Genomic DNA, 18,157 nt, shown 5'->3' on the forward strand with positions numbered 1-18,157 from the left:
CCCATGCGTGATGAGGATCACATTTCGGAGCCAGATGGAACGATCCGGGAATGAGATGCTCGATATTGTGACCCGCGCCTATACCTCTACCGTCAGTGATCCCTTCGACCGCGGCCATGAATTCGGGCAGGCCCACTCCGCCGACATCGCCCGGACCGTCGCCGTCTACACCGAGGTTTTCCGGCGGAAGGCAGGGGGGCGCCGGCCGGATCTGGCCGAGCTCGGCAAGCTCGGGATGAAGGCCATCGAGGCGTGGGCGCCCGACCTCGCCGAGGAGATCACCGGAATGGCGGAAGGCGCCCGTCTCCCGGTGACCGACATCGCCGCCATCAACGCCCGGACCGAGATCCTCTCCTATCTCGGCGAACCCCGGGAGAGCGAGTGCTCGGCCGTGGTCCTGCTGGGCGACGACGAGGACGCCGCCCCGGTGGCCGTGCAGACGTGGGACTGGATGCGCCAGATGGCGGCCGGCTGGTTCGTCTGGACCATCCCGTTCGCCGACGGCCGGGTGACCACCACGCTCACCGAATACGGCGTGGTCGGCAAGATCGGCGTCAACAACTCCGGCCTGGGGCTGCTGTTCACCCGCCTCCACCACGACGACGACGGCGCCGACGGCATCGGGCTGCCCGTCCACGTGGCCGCGCGGCGCGTCCTCGACGAGTGCGACACCGTGACCTCCGCCGCCTACACGCTGACCACGGCCCCGGTGACCGCCTCCTCCTCGCTGAACCTGGTGTCCCACGGCCCCGGCGGCAACGCCGCCATCACCGCCGAGCTCCATCCCGGCGGGCCCGGGTGGATCGTTCCCGAGGACGACGGCATGCTCGTCCACACCAACCACTTCCTCGACCCCCGCGTGATCCCGAGCGACCCCTATCCGCGCCAGCACCCCGGCACGCTGATCCGCCGCGACCAGCTGCGGCGCGGCCTGCGCGGGCACACCGGCAGGCCCGACGCGGCGGCCGTCCGCAAGGTGATGGCCCGGCACGCCGGCGGCGTCTGCCACCACACGGCGGCCGGCCACGACGACGACCACATCACGCTGGCGACGGTCGAGCTCGACCTGAAGAAGGGCGAGGTGCTGGCCAGCGAGGGCGGGCCCTGCGGCCGGCGCACTTGGTGAATGTTGCCCAGGGATATGACCTTCGACGGCGAGAGTCGCCAATGCCCGGACCGGGAGCTGCGGATAGTTTCGCCGTGTGACGGGTGAGCGGGTTCTGATCGCCCTCGGCGGCAACGCGATGACCGCGCCGGACGGCTCCGCCGCCCCGGCCGACCAGAAGCGCGCGATCGAGCGCGCCATGGTCCACGTCGCCGACCTGATAGCCCACGGCCACCGGGTGGCGATCACCCACGGCAACGGGCCCCAGGTCGGCAACATCCTCCTGAAGAACCAGCTCACCGCCCACGTGGTGCCGCCGGTGCCGCTCGACTGGTGCGGCGCGCAGACCCAGGGCACCCTCGGCGCCCTGATCATGAACGCCCTCGACCCCATCCCGTGCGCGACCGTCGTCACCCGGACCCTCGTCGACCCCGGCGACCCCGCCTTCCACGACCCCGTCAAGCCGATCGGGCAGTACTTCTCGGTCGTGGAGGCCAGACGATTCCAGGCGCTGGGCCAGTCGTGGCGGGAGTTCGAGCGCGGCTGGCGCCGGGTGGTCGCCTCGCCCCGGCCGGTGGAGATCCTCGACGCGGCCCCCGCGGTCGCGCTCATGGAGGCCGGTTACACCGTCGTCGCGGCAGGCGGGGGCGGGGTCCCGGTCGTCCGCGACGACGAGGGCAGGCTCCACGGGGTGGAGGCGGTGATCGACAAGGACCACGCCGCCTGCGCCCTCGCCCAGGCGGTGGGGGCGGACGTCCTGGTCATCGCGACCGACGTCCCGCACGCCATCGCCGGGTACGGCACCCCGGACGCCCGCCCGATCGGCCAGGTGACCCCGAAGGAGATGCGGGTACTCCAGGCCGAAGGGCATTTCGCCAGCGGCAGCATGGGCCCCAAGGTCGAGGCGGCCCTGCGGTTCGTCGAGGAGGGCGGCGCACGGTCAGTGATCACGTCACTCGACAACATCGCCGCCGCCATTTCAGGAAATATCGGTACAACGGTTCACCGGGAGAGTTAGATGCCGGACCCCATCGAGGTACGCAAGGTCGCCATCGAGAGCGTGACCGACGCGTCCGGGCTCGCGAAGCTGATCGACGACGGCGTGATCGAGGCGGCCCGCGTGCTCGCCGTCATCGGCAAGACCGAGGGCAACGGCGGCGTCAACGACTACACCCGCATCCTCGCCGACCGCGCCTTCCGCGAGGTCCTGGCGGCCAAGGGCCACCCCTCGCCCGAGTCGGTGCCCCTGGTCTGGTCGGGCGGCACCGACGGCGTCCTGTCGCCGCACGCGACCGTCTTCGCCACGGTCGACCCGGCGACCGCGCCGCAGAGCGACGAGCCGAGGCTGAGCGTCGGCATCGCGATGAGCGAGGTCATCCTCCCCGAGGACATCGGCCGCCCCGCCATGGTCGAGAAGGTCGCGGCGGGCGTGCGCGAGGCCATGAAGATCGCCGGGATCGACGACCCGCGCGACGTCCACTACGTACAGACCAAGACGCCCCTGCTGACCCTGTCGACCATCAACGACGCCAAGTCGCGCGGCCACGACGTGATCACCGAGGACACCGGCCCCTCGATGGACATCTCCAACTCCACGACCGCCCTCGGCATCGCCGTCGCCCTGGGCGAGATCGAGATGCCGTCGGCCGACCAGATCCACCGCGACCTGTCCCTCTACTCGTCGGTCGCCTCGTGTTCGAGCGGGGTGGAGCTCGACGTGGCCCAGATCGTCGTCGTCGGCAACGTGCGCGGCGTCGGCGGCCGCTACCGCGCCGGCCACTCGGTCATGAAGGACGCCCTCGACACCGACGGCATCTGGGAGGCCATCCGCGACAGCGGCATCGACCTGCCCGAACGCCCCCACCCGAGCGACCTCCAGGGCCGCCTGGTCAACCTGTTCATGAAGTGCGAGGCCGACCCCACGGGCAGCGTCCGGGGCCGCCGCAACATCATGCTCGACGACAGCGACGTCCACTGGCACCGCCAGATCAAGGCGACCGTGGGCGGCGTCGCCGCCAGCGTGACCGGCGACCCGGCCGTCTTCGTCAGCGTCGCGGCGGTCCACCAGGGCCCCAGCGGCGGCGGCCCCGTCATCGCCATCGCCGACCTGGGCTGATCTTTTTCTCCGCTGTCACGGCTCCTGCTTTTTTCGCTCCGTTACGGCTCCGCCTGCCACGGCGCCGCCCGCCGTCCTCGGCGGCGGGCGGCCACCCGGCGCTCACCGGCCGCTCATGCCGAGCGCCGTCACGTGTCGTGTCCGGCCTCCCGTTCCCTGGCCGCCTGGAGGGCGCCGCGCAGCTGCGGTGACACCGTCGCGCTCATCTCCCGCGGGGAGAGCGGGCAGCCGTGGTCGAGCCAGTCGACGATCGAGCCGAGCAGCGCACCCGCCACGAAGGCGGAAGCCGGGTCGTAGGCGGGGGCGGGGTCGCCGCCCCGGGAGCGCTGGGTGTGGATGGCGCGGTTGAGCACGCGCAGCAGGTGGTTGTGGACGCGCACGGTGCCGTCGTCGCCGAGCAGGGCCCGGTAGAGCGCCTCGTACTGGGCGACGTGGGCGAACAGCGGGGCGAGCCGGTCCGCCGGGGGTGTCCGGCCGCGGTCGCCGGGCGAGGTGGAGGCGACCAGCTCGTCGAAGACGGCGGTGCAGGCGCTGGCCGCGAGGTCCGACACGTCGGTGTAGTGCTCGTAGAACGTCGAGCGGTTGACGCACGCCCTCTTCGTGATGTCCGCCACCGAGATCTGCGCCAGCGGGCGCTCGGCGATGAGCTCACGCAGGGCGTTCTCCAGAGCCGCGCGGGAGCGGCCGGGCCGGGGGTCTGGGGCGCGTAGGGTCACCCGCCCATGCTATTTCCGACACGTGTAGGGTTTCCAACAGGTGTCGAAAATGTCTGGATCGCCCGGCATGGCACCTCCGCTGAACAACTGAGGGAAGTCATGATCCAGAGCACTCTTGAGACCGGCAGGGCCGTCCCGGACGGCCGTGCCCGGAACGGCTCACTGCTGGTGCTGTACCTGTCGCTGGGCGGTCTGGCGTTCGCCGTGCTCCAGTCCCTGGTGGCGCCCGCCCTGTCGACCATCGGCCGGGACCTGGGCATCACGACCGGCGACGCCAGCTGGGTGATCACGGCGTATCTGCTCTCGGCGTCGGTCCTGACGCCCATCCTCGGCCGCCTCGGCGACATGGCAGGCAAGCGCAAGGTCCTCATCGCGGTCCTGGTCGTGCTGGCCGCGGGCACCCTGCTCGCCGCCCTGTCGCCGAACCTGATGGTGCTGATCGTCGCCCGCGCGCTGCAGGGCGCGGCCGGCGCGATCCTGCCGCTGTCGATCGGCATCGTCCGCGACGAGCTGCCCCAGGAGAAGGTCAGCGTCACCGTGGGCCTGCTCTCGGCGATCTTCGGCATCGGCGCGGGCGTCGGCATCGTGGCCGCCGGGCCGATCGTCGAGCACCTGTCCTGGCACTGGCTGTTCTGGCTGCCGCTGGGCCTGGTCGTGGTCGCGCTGCTCGGGGTGGTGTTCGGCATGAAGGAGTCCCCGGTCCGCACCCCGGGCCGTCTCGACGTGCTCGGCGCGGCCGTGCTGTCGGTGGCGCTCGTGGCGCTGCTGCTGGCCATCAGCAAGGGCCAGGCGTGGGGCTGGGGCGACGCGAAGACCGTCGTGCTGCTCGTCGCCGGGGTCGCCGCGCTGGTCGCCTTCGTCCTGGTCGAGCTCCGGGTCGCGGAGCCGCTCATCTCGATGAGGCTGATGCGGGTCCGGGGCGTGTGGGCGACCGACCTGGTGGCGCTGATCCTCGGCTTCGCGATGTTCGGCACGTTCCTGCTCGTCCCGACGCTGCTCCAGCTCCCGGCGATGACCGGCTACGGCTTCGGCAAGTCGGTGTCGGAGTCGGGCCTGTTCCTGCTGCCGACCGTCCTGATGATGGTCGTCTTCGGCCCGATCGCCGGCATCCTGAGCCGGAAGTACGGCCCCAGGCCGCCGCTCTTCCTCGGCACCGTCCTGGTCGTCGTCGCGTTCGCGCTGCCCGCCCTGACCCACGCCGAGCTCTGGCACGTCCTCGTCTCCGGCCTGCTCACCGGCGCCGGCATCGGCCTGGCGTTCGCCGGCATGTCGAACGCGATCATCGAGAGCGTCCCGGCGACCCAGACCGGCGAGGCCACCAGCGTCAACACGATCGCGCGGACCATCGGCAGCAGCATCGGCACCGCCGTCATCGCGGCGGTCATCAGCTCCCACAGCACCCCGCAGGGCCTGCCCACCGACACCGCGTTCACGACCAGTTTCTGGCTCTGCGCGACGGTCGCCGTCCTCGCGGTCGGCGCGGCCCTGGCCCTGCCCGCCGTGCGCGGACGCCACGAGCGGTAGCGGCCGGGGAGCCCGCCGCCGGGTATCCTCGCCGTTCGTGCCTTCGATTCCGCAGCCCCTGGTGCCCGGCGACGACGGGCGGGCCGACGCCGCCCTCGCCGGGGTGCTGGCCGGCTTCCAGACCGGTGCGACCACCGTCGCCGACGTGCTGACCGCCCTGGGCCCGGCCCGGCTGCTGGTGCCCGTCGTGGCGCTGCTGACCGAGGCCGAGGTCGGGCCCGACGGGCTGAAGCGGGAGAAGGAGAGCGAGATGGCCCTGCCCAAGCTCGTCGGGCAGGACGGGCGGATGGCCGTGCTCGCGTTCACGAGCGTCGAGGCGCTGAGCCGGTGGCGGGCCGACGCGCGGCCCATCCAGGCGTCCGCGGCGCAGGTCTGCAAGGCCGCCCTCCACGAGCAGGCGGCGGCGGTCGTCATCGACGTCGCGGGGCCCGCGCCCTTCGCCGTCGAGGGTTCCATGCTTCACGCCATGGCCGCCCTGGAGGACGCCGCCGCGCTCAAGAACCTCGACGTCGACGTGCCGGGCGTGACCGTGGCCCGCTTCGAGGCCGCGCCCCCGAAGAAGAAGAGCTGGTGGCGCCGCTGACCCGGGGGATGACCGCGGTGGCCGTACGGGAAGAGTTTCCAGCTCCGTAACGCCCGGCGCGGCGGCGGCGGTTAGGGTCGGCCGGGTGCTGACTTGGGGGCTGCTCGCGCTGGTGGGCCTGATCGCGGGGCGCTACGCGCGCGAGCTCGCCGCGGGGTTCGGGCCCGAGCCCGACGACACCCGCAAGGAGGCCCGCGCCGCGCTGGCCCGGGCGGTGCGGGTCGTGCCGCTGCCCAAGTGGCCGTTCGTGGTCGAGGGCGTCACCGCCCTGGCCTTCGGGGTCCTCGCCTGGCGTTACGCCGCGACCCCTGAGCTGGTTCCGGCGCTGCTGATCGCCGCCTGGGCCGGGGTGGTGCTCACGCTGACCGACCTGCGCTGCCGGCGGCTGCCCGACGTCGTGACGCTGCCGGCGTATCCGATCCTGCTCCTCGCCCTGATCCCGACCGGGCGGCTGCCGGTCGCGACCGCCTGCGGGCTGGCGCTGGCCGGGATCTACCTCGTCCTGTGGTTCGGGCGGCCCTCCGGGCTGGGGTTCGGCGACGTGAAACTGGCCGGGCTCATCGGGATCGTCGCCGGAGCCGTCAGCGTCGACGCCGTCATCATCGCCGGGGTCGGCGGGCAGCTGCTCGGCGGGCTGTGGGCATTAGGCCTGCTTATCACCCGGAAAGGGACCCGGACCAGCGAGTTCCCCTTCGGTCCCGCTATGATCGCGGGCGCGCTGGCGGCACTGCTGGCGGGAGCTTCATCGCATATCTGAAAGACTTGGGCCATGCTGCGCTGGTTGACCGCCGGGGAGTCCCACGGCCCCGAACTCATCGCGATCCTCGAGGGCCTGCCCGCCGGGGTGGGGATCACCACACCCGAGCTCGAAGAGGCGCTGCGCCGTCGCCGGCTCGGCTACGGGCGCGGCGCCCGCATGAAGTTCGAGCAAGACGAACTGACCATCTCGGGCGGCGTCCGCCACGGCCGCACGCTCGGCGCGCCGATCGCCATCCGCATCGGCAACACCGAATGGCCCAAGTGGGAGCAGGTGATGGCGGCCGACCCGGTCGACCCCGCCGTCCTCGAAGGGCTCGCGCGCAACGCGCCCCGGTCGCGCCCCCGGCCCGGCCACGCCGACCTCGCCGGGATGCAGAAATACGGCTTCGACGACGCCCGGCCGGTGCTCGACCGGGCCAGCGCCCGCGAGACCGCCGCCCGCGTCGCGCTCGGCCAGGTCGCCAAGAACTTCCTCAAGCAGGCCCTCGGCGTCGAGATCGTCAGCCACGTCGTGTCGATCGGGTCGGCCGTGACCCCGTCGATCGAGCTGCCGTCCCCCGCCGACCTGGCCCGCATCGACGACGACCCGGTCCGCTGCTTCGACCCCGAGGGCAGCGCCGCGATGGTCGCCGAGATCGACAAGGCCCACAAGGAGGGCGACACCCTCGGCGGCGTCGTCGAGGTCGTCGCCTACGGCCTGCCGCCGGGCCTCGGCAGCTACACCCACTGGGACCGCCGCCTCGACGCGCGCCTCGCCGCCGCCCTCATGGGCATCCAGGCGATCAAGGGCGTCGGCGTCGGCGACGGCTTCGAGACCGCCCGGCGGCCCGGCTCCCGCGCCCACGACGAGATCGAGAACACCGACGGCGGCGTCCGCCGCGTCACCAACCGCGCCGGCGGCATCGAGGGCGGCATGACCAACGGCGAGCCGCTGCGGGTCAGCGCCGCCATGAAGCCGATCTCGACCGTGCCGCGCGCGCTGGCCACGATCGACGTGATCACCGGCGAGGCCGCCAAGGCCCACCACGAGCGGTCCGACGTGTGCGCGGTCCCGGCCGCCGCGATCGTCGCCGAGGCGATGGTCGCGCTGGTGCTGGCCGACGCCGCCGCCGAGAAGTTCGGCGGAGACTCCGTCGAGGAGGTCGCCCGCAACGTCGCGGGCTACCTGTCCTCGCTGATCATCAAGTAGGGGGAGCGACCATGCCTGTCGTGGTGCTGATCGGCCCGCCGGGGTCCGGCAAGACGACCGTCGGCGAACTGCTGGCCGAACGCCTCGGCGTCGCCTTCCGCGACACCGACACCGACGCCGAGCAGGTCGCGGGCAAGCCCATCAGCGAGATCTTCTTCGACGAGGGCGAGGAGGCGTTCCGCGCCATCGAGGCCGCCGCGGTCGAGAAGGCGCTGGCCGAACACCCCGGGGTGCTGTCGCTCGGGGGCGGCTCGATCCTCGACCCGGCCACCCGCGAACTCCTCGCCGGGCAGAAGGTGGTCTACCTGAAGGTCGGCCTCGACCACGCGATCAAGCGCGTCGGGCTCGCCGCCGCCCGCCCGCTCCTGGTGCTCAACCCGCGCAGCCAGATGCGCAAGCTGATGGAGGAGCGCAGGCCCCTGTACGAGGCCCTCGCCACCATCACCGTCGTCACCGACGACCTGGAGGCCCCCGAGGTCGTCGACCAGGTCGAGGCCGCCCTCGCCGCCCCCGGTGCCCCCGAGGCGGCCGAGTGACCGTGACCCGCATCCCCGTCTTCGGCGAGGCCCCCTACGACGTCGTCGTCGGCACCGGCGTCCTCGGCGAACTGCCCGGCCTGGTGGGCGAGAAGGCCAGAACCGTCGCCGTGATCCATCCGGTGACCCTGCCCGAGCTGGCCGGGCCTGTTGTCGGCGTGCTGGAGAAGGCCGGTTACGACGTGGTGGCCCTTCCGGTGCCCGACGCCGAGGCGGCCAAGGACGTCCAGGTGCTGGCGTCGCTGTGGTCGGCGTTCGGCCGCCACGGCATGACCCGGACCGACGTCGTCGTCGGCGTCGGCGGGGGCGCGACCACCGACCTGGCCGGGTTCGCCGCCGCGACCTGGCTGCGGGGCGTGCGGGTCGTCCAGGTCCCGACGACGCTGCTGGGCATGGTCGACGCGGCCGTCGGCGGCAAGACCGGGCTCAACACCCCCGAGGGCAAGAACCTCGTCGGGTCGTTCCACCCGCCCGCCGGGGTGCTGTGCGACCTCGCGACGCTGGTCGGGGTGCCCCGTGACGACTACGTCGCCGGGCTGGCCGAGACGATCAAGGGCGGGTTCATCGCCGACCCCGAGATCCTCCGCCTGGTCGAGGACGACCCCGAAGGGGCCCGCCACCCCGAGGGCCGCCACACCCGCGAGCTGATCGAGCGCAAGATCCGGATCAAGGCCGACGTCGTCGGCGCCGACCTCAAAGAGGGCGGCCTGCGCGAGATCCTCAACTACGGCCACACCCTGGCCCACGCCATCGAACGGGTCGAGAACTACACGATCCGCCACGGCGAGGCCGTCTCGATCGGCCTCGTCTACGCCGCCGAGCTGGGCCGCCTCGCCGGCCGGGCCGACCTGGTGGAGCGGACCCGTTCGATTCTGACCTCCGTCGGGCTGCCCACGGTTTACCGTGAAGACGCCTGGCCGCGGTTGCGTGACCACATGAAGCTCGACAAGAAGGCCCGGGGGGCCAAGCTCCGGTTCGTCGTGCTCGACGCGCTGGCCGAGCCGTCCCGGCTGGAAGACCCGTCCGAGGAGTTGCTGGAGGCCGCCTACCGGGCGGTGAGCGGAGGCCCCCGTGCGTGACGTCCTGGTGCTCAACGGGCCCAACCTGGGCCGCCTCGGCACCCGCGAGCCCGACGTCTACGGCGCCACCACGTTCAAGGACCTGGTGGTGATCTGCGAGACCGCAGGTCGCGAGCTGGGCCTGGCGGTCGAGGTCAGGCAGACCGACGACGAGGCCGAGATGGTGGGCTGGGTCCACGGCGCGGCCGACTCCCGCACCCCGATCGTCCTGAACCCGGCGGCGTTCACCCACTACAGCTACGCCCTGCGCGACGCCCTCGCCCAGCGCACCGCGCCGCTGATCGAGGTGCACATCTCCAACCCGGCCGCCCGGGAGGAGTTCCGCCACACCTCGGTCGTGGCGGCCGTCGCCAACGGCACGATCGCCGGTTTCGGCGTCCAGTCCTATGTCCTGGCCTTGCGAGCCATCGCGGAGATGTGAGATGTACGGGTCGTTCGTCGCCCTCGGCGACAGTTTCACCGAGGGCCTCAGCGACCCGGGCGTGAACGGTTCCTACCGTGGCTGGGCCGACCGTGTCGCCGAGACGCTGGCCGGTCAGAACCCCTCGTTCGCGTACGCCAACCTCGCGGTCCGCGGCCGTCTGCTCGACCAGGTCGTGGCCGAGCAGGTGCCGAGGGCGATCGAGATGCGTCCCGACCTGATCAGTTTCTGCGCCGGCGGCAACGACCTGCTGCGCCCCGGCAGCGACCCCGACCGGATGGCCAAGACCTTCGCCGCCGCCGTCAAGAGCCTGCGCGCCACCGGCGCCGACGTGGTCGTCTTCACCGGCGTCGACCCCCGCGACACCCCGATCATGCGCCGCGCCCGCGGCACGTTCGCCACGTTCTACCTGCACGTCCGCTCGATCGCCGACCTGCACGGCTGCCACCTGGTCGACCAGTGGTCGATGCAGGGCCTGCGCGACTGGCGCGCCTGGAGCGACGACCGCCTCCACATGAACGAGCACGGCCACCGTCTGGTCGCCGCCAAGGTCCTCGACGTCCTGGGCGTGCCCGGCCAGGAATGGCGCTACAGCTGGCCGCCCCGCGAGAAGGTCGACCCCCGGGTCAAGCGCCGCGAGGACGCCGAGTGGCTGCGGGAACACCTGGCCCCGTGGGTGATGCGGCGACTGCGCGGCAGGTCGTCCGGAGACGAGATCACCGCCAAACGCCCCGATTTGTCGCCTTTCGACTAATTTGAGATGCCCTTGAGGTGCACTGTCCGCTTTCCGGGGAGGGGGATTCCCGAAGGGGGACAGTGATGAAGGCAAGTCAGGGGAAACTCGCCGTGGGCATCGCTCTCGGCTACTACTTCGGCCGCAACCACAAGCTCGCGCTCGCCACCGCCGTCGCCGTGGGGGGTCTCGCCGGAGCTCTCCGGCCCAAGGGGCTGCTGGGCAAGGGCCTCAAGAGCCTCGGCTCGCCCGAACTGGAAGAGCTCGCCGGGAAGCTGCAGACCGACCTCATGGAGGCCGGCCGCGCCGCCGCCAACGCGGCGACCACCGGCCCGATCAACCAGCTCAGCGACCGCATCCACGACAAGGCGGAGCGGCTGCGCGACCCGCTCGGCAAGAAGACGTCCACGAAGACCGCTGAGAAGACCCCCACCGGGGACACCGGGGAGGAAGACTCATGACGGACACGAAGACGGGGTCGCCGCTCGGCAGACTCGGCCGAGAGGTCGGCGGCATGGTCGGCGCGGCCGGCAAGCGCGGCGTCCACAAGCTGACCGGCAAGGTCACCGGAAAACTGAAGAACAAGGTCGGCGACCTCACCGACCGCCTGACCAACTACGCCACCGGCGAGACGGGCGGCCTCGCGGGCCTGGGCCTGGGCGGCGGCAAGGAGAAGAAGGGCGGAGGTCAGGAGGGCGAGGAGAAGAAGGAAGGCATCTTCAAGCGCATCGGGCACGGCATCAAGGGCGTCTCGGAGATCTTCAAGGCCATCACCGGCAAGGGCGGCAAGGGCAAGGGCGGCCGGAAGGTCGTCAACATCGTCGAGGCCATCGACGTCGGCGCGCCCCTGCGGACCGTCTACGACCAGTGGACCCAGTTCGAGGAGTTCCCGTCCTTCATGAAGAAGGTCGAGAGCGTCCGCCAGGACGAAGACCAGAAAATGACCTGGAAGGCCCAGGTCTTCTGGTCCCACCGCACCTGGCAGGCCGACATCATCGACCAGGTCCCCGACGACCACATCATCTGGCGCTCCCACGGCGCCAAGGGCCACGTCGACGGCGCGGTGTCCTTCAGCGGCCTGGCCCCCAACATGACGCGGGTGCTGGTCACGCTGGAGTACCACCCGCAGGGCCTGTTCGAGAAGACCGGCAACATCTGGCGCGCCCAGGGCCGCCGCGCCCGGCTGGAGCTCAAGCACTTCCGCCGCTACGTCATGACCCAGACCCTCCTGCGCGCCCCCGACGACCTCCAGGGCTGGCGCGGCGAGATCCACGACGGCGAGGTCGTCGAAGGATCGAGGGAGCGCAACCAGGAGAAGGACGAGCAGGAGAAGCGCGAAAGGGAGCAGGCCGAGCAGGCGGAGCAGGCCGAGCAGGACACCGAAGCCCCGGAAGCGCCCCCGCCCGGTTCGGGAGAGGAGCCCGAGGCGCCGAAGGAGGGAGAGGAGAGCGCCGAGCCGGAGGAGACCGAGCCCGAACCCGAGGGCAGCGAGGAGGAGAGAGTCCCCGAGGGCCAGGTGAGCGGACGTGGCTGACGAGGACCCCGACGTCTACCTCGACGTACCGAACCTCAGCGTCGACGAGATCACCCTCCGGGTCGCCGACCTCAAGGCCCGGGTCAGCGTCAGCGCGGAGGTCCTCGACCTGCTGAAACTCAACGTCGGGGCGGACGTGTCCCTGGGCGAGGTCGACCTGTCCATCAAGGGCGTCAAGGCCCAGGCCCTGCTGAAGGTCCGCCTGGACAACGTCGCCAAGATCGTCGGCGACGTCCTGGAGACTCTGGACCACAACCCGCAGATCCTGGAGAACCTGACCCGAGGTCTCGGCAACGCCACCGAACAGATCGGCACGGGAGCCGGCCAGGCGGTCGGCGAACTGGGCAAGGGCGCCAGCAGCGCGGTCAGCGACGTGGGCTCAGGGGCGGGCGAAGCGGTCCGCGACGTGGGCTCGGGCGCCGGTCACGCGGTCGGCGAGGTCGGCGAGGGCGCGGGCGAGGCCGTCAGCGACGTGGGCAAGGGAGCCGGTCACGCTGTGGGGCAGGTCGGGGAAGGCGCGGGCGACGCCGTCAGCGGCGTGGGCCAGGGCGCAGGTCAGGCGGTCGGCGACGTTGGCTCCGGTGCCGGTGACGCGGCCAGAGAGGTCGGCGAAGGCACTGGTCAGGCGGCCGGTGAGGTCGGTCAAGGTGCCGGACAGGGTGTCGGCGAGGCTACCGGAGAGGTCGGCGAGGGGGCCCGTAAGACGGCAGACCAGGCCGGTGAAGGTGCTGGCCGAGGCGGCGCTGCGGCGGGTGACGACCAAGCCGATGGGGTGGCACAGCAGGCCACGGATCAGCCCGATACAGGGCCGACGCCAGGTGACGGCCCCGATCAGGGGCAGGTGCTCACCGGCACAGTGGTCGAAGACCGGTCGCGCTCTGGCGGTCCCACCGGAGGCCGAGGGAAGGGCGTCAACGGAGAGAGCGTTCCCCGAACCGCCGAAGCCGAGAGTCCCTCAGAGACCGGCCCAGGCGAGCCGGAGAAAGCCGATGTCCAGGACGGAGAAGCCGGCCAGCCCGCGGTTGCGGCGGCCCCCCGGAGTTCTCGCCGAGGTGTGGCCGAAGAAGGCCATGATCAGCTAGAAGGCGAGGGGCAGCCGAAGGGCGAAGCCCCGGCCGCTCGACCGCAGGATGACGAGACACCGGAGAGCGAGCGGCAGCTCGAGAACCTGACGGGCGAGGAGCGACCCGAGAGCGCTGAGACGGAGCAGCCGCAGGGAGAGGACCAGCCTGAAGGTCCCGAGGCAGGGGCCCGGCGTGATGAGTCCCCTCATGACGACCAATCGGAGGAACCGGGAGACACGCAGGAGCAATCCAAGGGCGCGGAAGCCGAGGACCGGACAGAAGAACCTGCAGATGCTCGGTCCGAGAGCACTACGGGCGAAGAGGAACTCGAATCGCCCCAGGGCGACACGCAGGGTGAGGTGCCGGAGGCTGAAGATCGGCCTGACAAGCCGGCGGATGAGGACCAATGCGGGAAATCCGAGGACGAGCGCGAGCAACTTGAGCGCGCGGAATCCGAAGGCCGGTCAGAAGAACCCGCAGATGCTCGGTCCGAGAGGGCTGCGGGCGAAGGGGTACTTGAATCGTCCCCGGGCGACGCTCAGGCCGAGGTGCCGGAGGCCGAAGATCGGCCCGGCAAGCCGACGGATGAGGACCAATCCGGGGAATCTGAGGACGAGCGCGAGCAACCTGAGCGCGCGGAAGCCGAAGGCCGGTCAGAAGAACCCGCAGATGCTCGGTCCGAGCGTGCTACGGGCGAAGAGCCATTCAGTGGCGAACAGCAGCCCGAGCAGCCAGAGAACAGAGACCAGCCTGAAGGCCTCGGGAGCGAGGATCGCCGAGAGACACCCTCAGATGAGGAGCGGCCCGGGACGCCGACGGGCGAGGAGGAGCCGAAGAAGTCCACGGACGAGAATCCTCCTGAGTCACCGGTGGGTGAAGGTCATCCCGAGACCCAGGCGGATGAGGGTCATCCCGAGACCCAGGCGGATGAGGGTCATTCCGAGACGGGGGCGGGTGAAAGTCATCCTGAGTCGTCGGTGGGTGAGGAACAGCCCGAGACGTCGGTCGGTGAGAGGCAGCCTCATAAGCCCGTGGGTGAGGGCCAGTCCGAGGAAGCACCTGGTGAGGACCGAGCCGAGAGGTCCGAGGGCTCTGACGGGTCTGAGGACAAGGACGAATCCGAGAGTTCGGTGGTCGATCGGCCTGAGGGGTCGAAGGGTGTGGCCCTGCCTTGGGGGTCGAAAAGCGGTGGTGGGTCTGATCAGCCGAAAGGAGATGGCGGAGGAGGTGAGGCGCCGGAAGGCGGACAGGAGGGTGAAGAGTCAGGCGGACAAGGCGAGGCTGCGGAGCCGGAAGATGGGGGCACGGCGGCGAAGCTGAAGGGCGCCGGCCGGATCGTGAGGAAGGCCGGTGACGCGCTGCCCGAGCGGCCGGATCGGGCCGGTCAGTCGCTGGGTGACGCGTTGAAGGGTCTGCGCCGGGCGGTGCTGCTGGCCGGGTTGCGGCGGCTGGGGAGGCTCCCGTGACCGGACGCCCCCACGACGACGACATCGCGAAGGCCGACATCGTCGTGTCGGCGGACGTGGAGGCCGACGATCTCGAGGTCACGGTCGCTCCTGATCCCCGTGTCGAGTTCCACGGCGAGGAGGAGGCGGGCGCGGGGACGAACCGGGAGAATCTGCCCGATCACGTTACAGAAGGTGAGCGATATCGGGCTGTCCGCATTCACTATGCGCTGGCGGCCAGGGCGGCCCGGCAGGTCGAGGTCCGGCGAAGACGTCAGGGGGCCGCCGGGTGATTGGCCGGATGCCCGAGAGAGCGCTTTCTCGTATGGTGAGGCGATGGAGCTCTCCGACATCCGGATCTACCCCGTCAAATCGGTGGCGGGCATCCGTCTCGACCGGGCCAAGGTCCTGCCCTGGGGTCTCGAAGGCGATCGCCGCTGGGGCGTGGTCGACCCGCAGGGAGATGTCTACTGGTCAGGCGAGCATCCTCAGTACCTCGCCGTCCGGGCCGCCATCACGCCGGAAGGCGGCCTGATCCTCACCGCCCCGGGCCTGGACGAACTCCATGTCCCGCCCGCCGCCGGTCCGCTGGTCCCCGTCGGCTTCCACGGGCTGGACGAGGCCATGCTCGCCGACGACGCCGCCCATGAATGGTTCACCAAGCTGCTGGGGAAACCCGCCAGACTCGTCTGGCTGGACGACCCCACCCGCCGCCGCATCGTCGAGGAGCACCACGGCCTGCCCGGCGAGGTGACCAGTTTCGCCTGGGACGCCCCGCTGCTCCTGGTCACGAAGGACTCCCTGCGCCGTCTCGACGACTGGATCCTGGAGGACGCACTCCAGCGCCAGGAGGCGCCCCCCGGCCCGCTCGACGTCGCCCGCTTCCGGCCCAACGTGGTCGTCGACGGCTTCGAGCCGTTCGAGGAGGAGACCTGGGCGTGGGTCCGCATCGGCGACGTCGACTTCCGCGTGTCCGAACTCTGCGACCGCTGCTTCGTCACCCTCTGGGACCCCGAGACCCGCGAACGCGGCAAGGAACCCCTGCGCAGCCTGGCCAGGCATCACCGGTGGGACGGCAAGACCTGGTTCGGCATCCGCCTGGTCCCCAAGAACTCCGGCGAACTGCGCGTCGGCGACCGGGTCACCCCGACGCCAGGCGCTTGAGCGCCGACCGCACCACCTGAGGGTCGGTCGTCCGCCAGTAGGGCGGCAGCGAGTTCAGCAGGAACCCGCTGTAGCGGGCCGTCGCCAGCCGGGGGTCGAGGACCGCGATCACGCCCCGGTCGTCCATCGACCGCAGCAGCCGCCCGGCCCCCTGCGCCAGCAGCAGCGCGGCGTGGGTGGCGGCGACGGACATGAAACCGTTGCCGCCCTTGGCCGCGACGTGGCGCTGCCGCGAGGACGTCAGCGGGTCGTCCGGCCGGGGGAACGGGATGCGGTCGATGATGACGCAGGTCAGGGAGGGGCCGGGCACGTCGACGCCCTGCCACAGCGACAGCGTGCCGAACAGGCAGGTCTCGGGGTCGGCGGCGAACTGCTTCACCAGCAGCGACGTCGAGTCGTCGCCCTGGCACAGCAGCGGCACCGACAGCCGCTCGCGCAGCGCCTCGGTCGCGGCCTTGGCGGCGCGCATCGACGAGAACAGGCCCAGGGTCCGGCCGCCGGCGGCCTCGACGAGCTCGACCATCTCCTGGATGTACGCCTCGGGCAGGCCGTCGCGGCCGGGCTGGGGGAGGTGTTTGGCGACGTAGAGGATGCCCGACCTGGCGTGGTCGAAGGGGGAGCCGACGTCGAGGCCGCTCCAGTCGTCGTTCTTGCCGAGGCCCCACTGGGCGGCCATGCCGTCGAAGGTCCCGCCGAGCGCCAGGGTGGCCGAGGTCAATACGACCGTCCGGTCGCCGAAGAGCTTGTCGCGGAGCATGCCGCCCACCGACAGCGGCGCGACCCGCAGGGTCGGCGGGATCCGGCCGTTGGCCTCGTCGAGCCAGACCACCTCGGCCCGGTCGACCTCCGACTCCGCGCCGAACGCGTCGAGCATGCGCTGCGCGGTGTCGTGGACGTCGTCGAGGACGGTGAACGCCGCCTTCTTCGCGCCCGACCCCTCGGGGTCGTCCTTGTCGGCGTTCCTCGAACCGAGGGCGGTGATGCAGGTGAAGGCCGCGTCACGTACGAGCGCGAGGGTCATCGCGAGGGACTGGGGGAGGTCGTCGACGCGCCCGGGAGGGGCGGCGAGGAGGAGGGAGCCCAGGTCCTCGGCCGCCTCCTGGAGGCGGTCGGCGAGGGCCTGCTCGATGAGGCGGCCGGCCCGGCGGGCGGCCAGGCCGACGGTGGCCTCGGAGAGCTCGTCGGTGACCACCGAGGTGACGCGGTCGACCAGCTCGTGGGCCTCGTCGACGACCACGACGTCGTGTTCGGGCAGGACGGCGAAGTCCTCCATCGCGTCGATGGCCAGCAGCGCGTGGTTGGTGACCACCACGTCGGACATGCCGGCCCGTTCGCGGGCCAGCTCGGCGAAGCACTCGCCGCCGCTCGGGCAGCGCTGGGCCCCCAGGCACTCGCGCGCCGACACTGAGAACTGGCGCCAGGCGACCTCGCTGACGCCCGGCACGAGCTCGTCGCGGTCGCCGGTCTCGGTCTCCTCGGCCCACTCCTGGATGCGCTGGACCATGCGGCCCGTGGCGCTCACCTCACGGGCGTCGAAAAGCTGGTCCTGTTCGTCTTCGGGCATGCCGACAGTTGACTTGTATCTACACAGATAGTTGCGACGCCCCTTAAGAATGGCGAAATCGGGGCGATGCGGGAGTTCTTTTTCGAGGGCGTCGGCGAGCCGGGGAAGATCGCGGTCGACGAGCTGGCGCTGGAGCGCGATGGTCGCGGTGGACACGACGACGGCGCTGTCGGAGATCGCGGCGTGGCGGATGGCGGGCACGAGGTAGGCCAGCGACTTGCCGGTGCCGGTGCCCGCCTGAACTGCGAGATGGTCGCCCTTGTCGAGCGACTTCTGCACCGCCTTCGCCATCGTGACCTGCCCGGGTCTCTCGGCGCCGCCGAGCTCCGTGACGGCGATCGTGAGCAGCTCTTCTACAGTTGGCAGGTCGGATTTCGGCACCCCCGAAGGCTAGCGCCACCCACTGACAACGGGGTGCTGTTATCGGACCGTGACCGTCGGACCACATCCCGGAGTTCGGGGGTGCGAAGGGGAGTTCCCGTGGCACACTGGCCCCACGGGGCGCTGGGTCAAAGACGATCTACCTCGGGCAAACGGAGTAGATCCGAACAATCCGAGACGGGCGTTTCAGTAGGGTTTCTTGAGGTCGAGTGGACGGATAAGGGCAGGTAAAGGCACTATGTCT

At 71.2% G+C, this 18,157-nt stretch carries 18 protein-coding genes; 16 read left to right on the top strand and 2 right to left on the bottom strand.

Annotation, left to right across the window (positions count from 1 at the left end; all coding sequences use genetic code 11):
• The first annotated feature begins 67 nt into the window (after positions 1 to 67).
• The 3 genes from AW270_RS07685 (at position 68) to bar (ending at position 3,221) form a co-directional block, all read left to right on the top strand.
• Positions 68 to 1,126 carry a C45 family autoproteolytic acyltransferase/hydrolase gene (locus AW270_RS07685; RefSeq protein WP_061292173.1) on the top strand — a complete coding sequence of 353 codons (1,059 nt, stop codon included), beginning with the start codon at positions 68 to 70 and terminating at the stop codon, positions 1,124 to 1,126.
• Positions 1,127 to 1,202: 76 nt separating this feature from the next.
• On the top strand, positions 1,203 to 2,123 hold the full coding sequence (locus tag AW270_RS07690; protein ID WP_245674605.1) for a carbamate kinase: 921 nt from the start codon (positions 1,203 to 1,205) through the stop codon (positions 2,121 to 2,123).
• The gene (gene bar, locus AW270_RS07695; protein ID WP_061292176.1) at positions 2,124 to 3,221 is read left to right on the top strand and encodes a barbiturase; all 1,098 of its coding nucleotides are present in this window, start codon (positions 2,124 to 2,126) and stop codon (positions 3,219 to 3,221) included.
• A 128-nt stretch (positions 3,222 to 3,349) separates the two neighbouring features.
• Here bar and AW270_RS07700 read toward each other — a convergent pair whose 3' ends face one another.
• Positions 3,350 to 3,937, bottom strand: a complete 588-nt coding sequence (locus AW270_RS07700) for a TetR/AcrR family transcriptional regulator (protein ID WP_061292179.1) — start codon at positions 3,935 to 3,937, stop codon at positions 3,350 to 3,352.
• A 99-nt stretch (positions 3,938 to 4,036) separates the two neighbouring features.
• Here AW270_RS07700 and AW270_RS07705 point away from each other — a divergent pair, with 99 nt between their 5' ends.
• The 13 genes from AW270_RS07705 (at position 4,037) to AW270_RS07775 (ending at position 15,968) form a co-directional block, all read left to right on the top strand.
• Positions 4,037 to 5,461, top strand: coding sequence for an MFS transporter (locus AW270_RS07705; RefSeq protein ID WP_061292183.1), 1,425 nt, complete (start codon positions 4,037 to 4,039; stop codon positions 5,459 to 5,461).
• 37 nt (positions 5,462 to 5,498) lie between these two features.
• Positions 5,499 to 6,044 carry an SseB family protein gene (locus tag AW270_RS07710; RefSeq protein ID WP_061292186.1) on the top strand — a complete coding sequence of 182 codons (546 nt, stop codon included), beginning with the start codon at positions 5,499 to 5,501 and terminating at the stop codon, positions 6,042 to 6,044.
• 85 nt (positions 6,045 to 6,129) lie between these two features.
• A complete protein-coding gene (locus AW270_RS07715) occupies positions 6,130 to 6,801 on the top strand; it encodes a prepilin peptidase (RefSeq protein ID WP_061292189.1) in 672 nt (223 codons plus the stop codon).
• 12 nt (positions 6,802 to 6,813) lie between these two features.
• On the top strand, positions 6,814 to 7,992 hold the full coding sequence (aroC, locus tag AW270_RS07720; protein ID WP_061292192.1) for a chorismate synthase: 1,179 nt from the start codon (positions 6,814 to 6,816) through the stop codon (positions 7,990 to 7,992).
• Positions 7,993 to 8,003: 11 nt separating this feature from the next.
• Positions 8,004 to 8,528, top strand: a complete 525-nt coding sequence (locus AW270_RS07725; protein ID WP_061292195.1) for a shikimate kinase — start codon at positions 8,004 to 8,006, stop codon at positions 8,526 to 8,528.
• Positions 8,525 to 9,607: a 3-dehydroquinate synthase gene (gene aroB / locus AW270_RS07730; protein WP_061292198.1), complete on the top strand. Its 1,083-nt coding sequence runs from the start codon at positions 8,525 to 8,527 to the stop codon at positions 9,605 to 9,607. The genes AW270_RS07725 and aroB overlap by 4 nt, the downstream gene beginning before the upstream one ends.
• A complete protein-coding gene (aroQ, locus tag AW270_RS07735; RefSeq protein ID WP_061292201.1) occupies positions 9,600 to 10,028 on the top strand; it encodes a type II 3-dehydroquinate dehydratase in 429 nt (142 codons plus the stop codon). Before aroB ends, aroQ begins: the two co-directional genes overlap by 8 nt.
• A gap of 1 nt (position 10,029) precedes the next feature.
• The gene (locus AW270_RS07740; RefSeq protein ID WP_061292204.1) at positions 10,030 to 10,782 is read left to right on the top strand and encodes an SGNH/GDSL hydrolase family protein; all 753 of its coding nucleotides are present in this window, start codon (positions 10,030 to 10,032) and stop codon (positions 10,780 to 10,782) included.
• 65 nt (positions 10,783 to 10,847) lie between these two features.
• Positions 10,848 to 11,222: a hypothetical protein gene (locus tag AW270_RS07745; protein ID WP_157521752.1), complete on the top strand. Its 375-nt coding sequence runs from the start codon at positions 10,848 to 10,850 to the stop codon at positions 11,220 to 11,222.
• Positions 11,219 to 12,295 (top strand): SRPBCC family protein, encoded by a 1,077-nt coding sequence (locus tag AW270_RS38560; protein WP_061292212.1) that lies wholly within the window; start codon positions 11,219 to 11,221, stop codon positions 12,293 to 12,295. Before AW270_RS07745 ends, AW270_RS38560 begins: the two co-directional genes overlap by 4 nt.
• Positions 12,288 to 14,825, top strand: a complete 2,538-nt coding sequence (locus AW270_RS37570; RefSeq protein WP_157521753.1) for a hypothetical protein — start codon at positions 12,288 to 12,290, stop codon at positions 14,823 to 14,825. The genes AW270_RS38560 and AW270_RS37570 overlap by 8 nt, the downstream gene beginning before the upstream one ends.
• On the top strand, positions 14,822 to 15,097 hold the full coding sequence (locus AW270_RS07770; protein ID WP_061292225.1) for a hypothetical protein: 276 nt from the start codon (positions 14,822 to 14,824) through the stop codon (positions 15,095 to 15,097). Before AW270_RS37570 ends, AW270_RS07770 begins: the two co-directional genes overlap by 4 nt.
• 43 nt (positions 15,098 to 15,140) lie before the next feature.
• Entirely contained in the window at positions 15,141 to 15,968 is an 828-nt protein-coding gene (locus tag AW270_RS07775; protein ID WP_061292229.1) for an MOSC domain-containing protein, read from the top strand.
• Here the strand turns inward: AW270_RS07775 and AW270_RS07780 are convergent.
• Entirely contained in the window at positions 15,946 to 17,913 is a 1,968-nt protein-coding gene (locus tag AW270_RS07780) for an ATP-dependent DNA helicase (protein WP_061292232.1), read from the bottom strand. The two genes, AW270_RS07775 and AW270_RS07780, sit on opposite strands and share 23 nt — an antisense overlap.
• Between the last annotated feature and the right edge of the window lie 244 nt (positions 17,914 to 18,157).

This window comes from Herbidospora cretacea, from assembly GCF_001570605.1.
GTDB lineage: Bacteria > Actinomycetota > Actinomycetes > Streptosporangiales > Streptosporangiaceae > Herbidospora > Herbidospora cretacea.